Source organism: Mesorhizobium sp. M4A.F.Ca.ET.020.02.1.1 (genome assembly GCF_004022645.1).
GTDB lineage: Bacteria > Pseudomonadota > Alphaproteobacteria > Rhizobiales > Rhizobiaceae > Mesorhizobium.
In genome coordinates this window covers 1-6,876 of sequence record NZ_RZOI01000292.1, presented here as the reverse complement: position 1 = coordinate 6,876, position 6,876 = coordinate 1, and the positions used below count along the sequence as shown (strand labels likewise).

Annotated in this window: 6 protein-coding genes; 3 read left to right on the top strand and 3 right to left on the bottom strand. The window is 64.3% G+C overall.

Annotation, left to right across the window (positions count from 1 at the left end; all coding sequences use genetic code 11):
- Positions 1-649 (bottom strand): phosphoglycolate phosphatase (locus EN742_RS18650; RefSeq protein ID WP_148670150.1); only part of this gene is annotated, 649 nt, incomplete at its 3' end.
- A gap of 172 nt (positions 650-821) precedes the next feature.
- On the opposite strand from EN742_RS18650, the gene rpiA reads away from it, so the two are divergent.
- The 3 genes from rpiA (at position 822) to gor (ending at position 3,650) form a co-directional block, all read left to right on the top strand.
- Complete coding sequence (gene rpiA / locus EN742_RS18645) at positions 822-1,553, top strand: ribose-5-phosphate isomerase RpiA (protein ID WP_127407619.1); 732 nt, start codon at positions 822-824, stop codon at positions 1,551-1,553.
- Complete coding sequence (locus EN742_RS18640; RefSeq protein WP_126054527.1) at positions 1,540-2,142, top strand: DUF2059 domain-containing protein; 603 nt, start codon at positions 1,540-1,542, stop codon at positions 2,140-2,142. Before rpiA ends, EN742_RS18640 begins: the two co-directional genes overlap by 14 nt.
- 119 nt (positions 2,143-2,261) lie before the next feature.
- On the top strand, positions 2,262-3,650 hold the full coding sequence (gor, locus tag EN742_RS18635; RefSeq protein ID WP_128333134.1) for a glutathione-disulfide reductase: 1,389 nt from the start codon (positions 2,262-2,264) through the stop codon (positions 3,648-3,650).
- Positions 3,651-3,693: 43 nt separating this feature from the next.
- Here the strand turns inward: gor and mgtE are convergent, their stop codons facing one another.
- A complete protein-coding gene (gene mgtE, locus EN742_RS18630) occupies positions 3,694-5,058 on the bottom strand; it encodes a magnesium transporter (RefSeq protein ID WP_128333133.1) in 1,365 nt (454 codons plus the stop codon).
- A 294-nt stretch (positions 5,059-5,352) separates the two neighbouring features.
- Positions 5,353-6,876, bottom strand: a 1,524-nt coding sequence (locus EN742_RS18625; protein ID WP_148670149.1) for an ABC transporter ATP-binding protein/permease, incomplete at its 5' end; no start/stop codon positions are given.

The window sequence follows — 6,876 nt, the reverse complement described above, 5'->3', positions numbered from 1 at the left end:
GGCCGAGGGTGAGCGCATCGAAATGCGAGATCACGGCCGACGGCTCGAATTCCCTGACATGGCGATCGGTATAGCCGAAATCGACCGCCACCACCGGAATGCCGGCGGCCTTGGCGGTGTCGATATCGGTCTGCGAATCGCCAACCATCAGCGCGCGCTGCGGATCGCCGCCGGCCAGCCTGATGGTTTCAGTGAGATGGCGCGGGTCGGGTTTGCGGAAGGCAAACGTATCCTGGCCGGCGATCGCGGCGAAATACCGCGCCAGGCCGAGCGCGTCGATCAGCGCCACCGAGTTCGCCTCGTATTTGTTGGTGCAGACCGCGAGCAGGAAGTCGGCGTCCTTGAAGCGGTCGAGCGCTTCGACGACGCCGGGGTAGGGGCGCGACTTGCCGGGAATGTTGAGCGTGTAGTGGTCGAGGAACAGTCTTAGCAGCCGATCGTGCTCCTCCGCCGCCAGCGCCCGCTGCTGCGCTGCATGCGCCCGCTCGATCATCACCCGCCCGCCATGGCCGACGAAGCGCCTGAAACCTGCCTCGTCGACCGCCGCGAGTTCGCTGGCGGCGAGGCTGTGGTTCAGGCTGTCGAGCAGATCCGGCGCCGTGTCGACGAGCGTCCCGTCGAGGTCGAACACGATGATCGGTCTGGTCATGGGCAGTCCTGTGCGGTTGCGTCGCCCGTGGCGATAACCCCTGTGCCCCGATCAGGCAAGCCGGCTTGGCCAATCCACCGGCTTTGAGCACAAGCAGAGCGCGGCCTTTGACCGGGCGGGCAAAAATGCTAGGAGCGCCCAAATCAGCCTTTCCCGGGGACGACGTGCAATCATGGACGCGAGGCAACTGAAGGTCGAAGCCGCGCGGGCCGCCCTTGGCCATGTCACCGACGGCATGCGGCTTGGCATCGGCACCGGCTCGACGGCCGAGGAGTTCGTGCGCCTGCTCGCCGAGAAGGTCGCCACCGGGCTAAGCGTCATCGGCGTGCCGACCTCGGAGCGCACCGCAGCACTTTGCCGCGAGCTCGGCGTGCCGCTGTCGACGCTCGAAGAGACGCCGGAGCTCGACCTCACTGTCGATGGCGCCGACGAGGTCGACCCGGCCCTCACGCTGATCAAGGGTGGCGGTGGCGCGCTGCTGCGCGAAAAGATCGTCGCGGCGGCGTCCGGGCGCATGATCGTGATCGCCGACCAGTCAAAGATGGTCGAGACGCTCGGCCGCTTTCCGCTGCCGATCGAAGTCAACAAATTCGGCCTGCGCGCGACCGAGATCGCGATCGGCGCGGCCGCCGCGGGCCTCGGCCTTTCCGGCCCGGTTACATTGAGGATGACGGGGAGCCAGCCATTTGTTACAGACGGCGGCCATTTTATCCTCGATGCATCTTTTGGCCGCATTCCGGATACAAGAGCGCTTTCGAATGCTCTCCACGCCATTCCAGGCGTTGTCGAGCATGGTCTTTTCATCGGGCTGGCGTCAGCGGCCATCATCGCCGGCGGCGACGGCATCCAAACCGTCCATGCCGCCCGAAAACCAGGGAGTTCTATCGACCATGATGTTGCATAACCGGGTTCGCCGCTTCTCGGCCGCTCTGGCGGCTTCGGCTGTCCTTGCGTTGTCCTCGCCGGCGTTTGCGCAGGACGTCTCCGAATCGCACCTGAAGGCTGCGCGCGCCGCCGTCGCTGCCATCCATGCCACCGACCCGTTCGACAACATCCTGCCGCAGGCAGCGGCGGCGCTTGAGAACCAGCTCATCCAGAAGAACCCCGACATGCAGGAACTGATCGGCAAGACCGTCAGCGAGAAGGCGATGGCGCTGGCGGCGCGCCGCGCCGATCTTGAGAAGGAAGCAGCCCTTGCCTACGCCAAGGTGTTCTCCGAGAAGGAGCTCAACGACATCGCGACCTTCTACAGCTCCGATTCGGGCAAGAAGCTGCTGGACAGCGGTCCGGCAGTGACGCGCGATCTCGTCAAGGCAGCCGACATCTGGCAGAACGGCGTCGCCCGAGACCTCGCCCAGCAGGTGGGCGAAACGCTGGCTGCCGCGTCGAAGGCCGCCGCTCCGGCCGCGCCCGCTCCCGCGGATGGTGCCGCGCCGGCCGATGGCTCGGCTCCGGCTGACGGCGATGCGCCGGCCGACAACACGCAGAACTGATTTGCCTTGCTGCGCGGCCTGACGGCCGCTGGACCAGAAAGCCCGGCTTTGTCCGGGCTTTTCTTTTGGTGATGAGCAGCCTACCTGTCTCAGGCATTTTTGAAGGCAAGGAGCCACGCATGGCCGGTTACGACTACGATCTCTTCGTCATCGGCGGCGGCTCCGGAGGGGTGAGGGCGGCCCGTGTCGCGGCGGCGCTCGGCAAGCGCGTCGGCATCGCCGAGGAATACCGCTATGGCGGCACCTGCGTCATTCGCGGCTGCGTGCCGAAGAAGCTCTACGTCTATGCCTCGCAATTTCCCGAGCATTTTGCTGACGCCGCCGGCTACGGCTGGAGCGTGCCCGAGGCCAGTTTCGACTGGCCGACGTTGGTCGCCAACAAGGACAAGGAGATTGCCCGGCTGGAAGCCATCTACGAGAAGAACGTGAAAGGTGCCGGCGGCGAGACGTTCCATTCGCGCGCCATGCTGGTTGATCCGCATGTGGTGCATCTTCTCGGGGAGGATCGGACCGTCACCGCTGACCAGATCCTGATCGCCACCGGGGGCCGGCCGGCGCCGCATCCGGCCCTCGTCGGCCATGAGCACTGCATCTTTTCCAACGAAGCTTTCGACCTCAAGAAATTGCCGAAGGCAATCATGATCGAGGGCGGCGGCTACATCGCCGTCGAATTCGCCAACATCTTCCATGGGCTCGGCGTCGACACCACTCTGGTCTATCGCGGCAGGGAGATCCTGTCGCGCTTCGACATGGACCTCAGGCGCACACTGCACGAGACCATGGAAAAGAAGGGCATCAAGATCCTTTGCCATGCGGTGTCGGAATGGGTGCGCAAGCGGCCGGACGGGCGTCTGGACGCGCTCGTCACCGGCGGCAAGGTGCTGACCGTCGATCAGGTAATGCTTGCCATCGGCCGCATCCCCAACACCGAGAACATGGGCCTGGAAGGGGTCGGCATCGAACTCACCAGGACCGGCGCCATCAATGTCGACAAGTACTCGCGCACCAACATCGACAACATCTGGGCGATCGGCGACGTCACCAACCGCGTGCAGTTGACGCCGGTGGCGATCCATGAGGCGATGTGCTTCATCGAGTCCGCCTTCAAGGGCAACCCGACCGCGCCCGACCACGACACCATCCCGACGGCGGTGTTTTCGCAGCCGGAGATCGGCACCGTCGGCCTGTCGGAGGACGAGGCGGTCAAGCGCTTTGCCGACATCGAGGTTTATCGCGCCAGCTTCCGCCCGATGCGCCACACCCTGTCCGGTCGCGACGAGAAGATGCTGATGAAGCTGGTGGTCGACGGTGCCTCGGGGAAGGTGCTCGGCGCCCATATCCTCGGGCCGGATGCGGGCGAGATGGCGCAGCTTCTGGGGATTCCGCTGAAAGCAGGACTGACCAAGGAAGATTTCGACCGCACCATGGCCGTGCACCCGACGGCGGCGGAAGAACTGGTCACCATGTACAAGCCGACCTACCGGATGAAGAACGGCGAGCGCGTCTGACGATACCCACCGCCGGCGACAGCCGGCGGTGGGATGTTCAAGCCTACAGCAGCGTACCGCGCAGGATCACCAGCGCCACCGAGAAGTAGATCACCAGGCCGGTGACATCGACCAGCGTGGCGACGAACGGCGCCGAGGCGCTTGCCGGATCGAAGCCGATGCGCTTCAGCGCGAACGGCAGCATCGACCCGGAGAGCGAGCCGAAGGTGACAATGCCGATCAGCGCGGCACCCACTGTCGCCGCGATCAGTTCCCAGTGCGGGCCATAGTTGTAGAAGCCGAGATACTGCCACAGCGTGATGCGGCAGACGCCGACGACGCCGAGGATCGCCCCGAGCACAAGGCCGGTCGGCAGTTCGCGCAGGGCCACCCGCCACCAGTCGCCAAGGCCGATCTCGCGCAGCGCCAGCGCCCGGATGACCAGCGAGGTCGCCTGCGAGCCGGAATTGCCGCCCGAGCTCATGATCAGCGGGATGAACAGCGTCAGCACGATCGCCTTCTCCAGCTCGCCTTCATAGCTTTGCATGGCATTGGCGGTCAGCATCTCGCTGATGAACAGGGCGCAGAGCCAGCCGGCTCGCTTCTGGATCATGGCGAGGAAGCCCATCTTCATATAGGGCTCGTCGAGCGCCTCCATGCCGCCGAAGCGATGCACGTCCTCGGTCGTCTCCTCGACCATCGTGTCGATGATGTCGTCGATGGTGACGATGCCGAGGATCTTGCCGTGGTCGACGACCGGTACAGCGTGCAGGTCGTATTTGGAGATCGTCTGCGCCAGCGTCTCACGATCGGTCAGCGGCGTGACCGTCACCGGCTCGCGGTCCGGCGCCACCGACAGGATCGGATCGCCAGGCTCGCCGGTGATCAGACGCCGCAGTCCGGTCGAGCGCACCAGGAGGTGCGTTTGCGGATCGACGATATAGATCGCATAGACGGTCTCGCGGGTGCGCTCGACCTTGCGGATGTGGTCGAGCGTGCGGCCGACGGTCCAGTCCGACGGCACGCTGACGAACTCCGTCGTCATGATCGAGGCAGCGCTGCCTTCGGGATAACCGAGGATGGAAAGCAGCGTCGCGCGCAGCGGCGGCGCGAGCGTGCCGAGCAGTTCGGAACGCGCCGGCTCGTCGAGCTCGCGCAGGATGTCGGCCGCGCGGTCGACGGACATAGCGGTCAGGAGCTTGCTTGCCTTGACGCGCGGCAAGGCTTCGACGAGCTCCGGCGCGCTTTCGAGCTCGGGCTGGTCGAAGATCTCGACCAGCCGCTCGAAAGGCACGGCGCAAAGCAGCTCTATGGCTGTCTCGCGCGGTTCGTGGTTGAGCGCCTCGACGACGTCGGCGACATGGTCGTTGGCGAGGACACGGGCGATGGCGACGGCGCCGTCGTCCAATACGGGTGCGAATTCATTCATGGCTCACTCCTTGCCGTCCGGCAGGACGTGAGCCGATCAGGTCACGTCAAGGCGGACGGCGGTTGTGTTCGACTGTGACTGTCGCCAGGCATGGCGCGTTGACCTTTCTGCTCGCCGGTTCAGTTGGAATTCTGCGAGCCGCCGCAACATAAGAGCGCTTATGCCCGAGTCAATCGCGGCGGCACGGGAAAGCAGCGGCAGATGCACCAGGTCGCGAGACTGTGATCGGTCGCAGTTCAGCGGCTCAGTGCGCCGGTCTGATGCCGGGGACGGATCGGAGAGAGAAAAGCGCTGCTATTTCTGCTTCAGGCGCCGAGGGAAGCGCAACCACTTGTCCTCGACCGGCCTCGGTTGCACGAGGATGGTGGTGAGCTCGCGCGGCAGGCTCGGCGCGAGCGGCTTCTTGGTGGCGACGCCGTCAGCGATCGCGACCACACTGTGGTAGAACTCGGCGCCCGTGAGCGAGCGCGGCGGCACCGCCTCATGCATGACGCTAATCACCGTGACATCGGGACAATTGTCCTTGATCGCCTGGTGGAAAGCGATCTTGCCTTCGGGATCGAGCGCCCCGGTCGCCTCGTCGAGGAACAAGAGACCCGGCTGCTGCAGCACGATGCGGGCAACCACCAGCTTCTGCTTCTGGCCGCCCGAAAGCACCTGGTCCCAGTTCTTCCCGTCACGGCTTTCGTCGGTCAAATGTTCGATGAAGTCGCCAAGGCCGGCCTTGTGCAGCGCCGATGCGACCTGTGCATCGCTATGGTCGCGCTCGGAGCCTGGCAGGCAGACCAACTGCTTCAGCGACACCTGCTGCAGCTTGACCTCCTGCGCGGCGTAGAAGTTCTTGACCCCTTCAGGGAAGACGATGGTGCCGCGGCCATAGGGCCACAGGCAGTTGATCGCCTTGATCAGCGAGGTCTTGCCGCAGCCGGACTCGCCCTTGAGGAAGGTCCACTCGCCGCGCCGGAAGCGCAGGTTCGCGGCGCTCAGGAACGGCGTCGCATCCTCGCCCTGATGCGCCAGCTCGAGCTTCTGGATGGTCAGGCCGAAGACCGGATTCTGGCTGGCATAGCTGAAATCGGAGCGGCCGGTCTGGCTGTAGAATTCCTGTGGCTGCTGCACGTTCTCGATGGCGTTGGCGAGTTCCATGACGCGCTGGCTGTTGGCACGTAGCGTGGCCAGACTCGGCATGACGTGGATGAACCACGAACATTTGCTGATTAGCGCGTTAACCTGTTCGGAGCCTGTTATGTAACCCTTGAGGTCGAGGCCATTGTGGATGAACGGCACCAGGCCAGGCCCGTAGGCGACAATTTTGGCGCCGACAAAGTTGTAGACCGACTCGAAGCCCGAATAGATGGTGTTGACGACGTTGAACTTCGACCAAGTTCTGTCGATGTCGAGATAGAGCCGGCCGTGTATCGTCTTCTGCACGTCTTCGCCTTGCGAGGCCGCCACATGGAAGCTGCGCCGCAATAGTGTGATCAGTTCGCCGCGATAGCTACCTTCAGCCTTCTGCATCCTGATGTTGAGCCACTCCAGCATGCCGCCGAGTTTGACTGCGATCCAGGTGTTGAACGGCACGTAGAGAGCGACCGCCAGCAGAGCGAGTACGACACTTCCATAACTGCCGAGGAGCTCCAGTCCTCTCACCTCCACGGAACTTGCCAGCAAAGCTCCGCCGACGAAGTAGAGCGAGGTGAAGACACTGAATACGCCCATGGCAAGCCCAATGGCGCCGCCTGTCATATCCTTGATCGATTCCTGCACGCGCTGGTCGATGTTGTCGGGCGCTGCCGTGGCGGAGGAGCCATGCTGAGC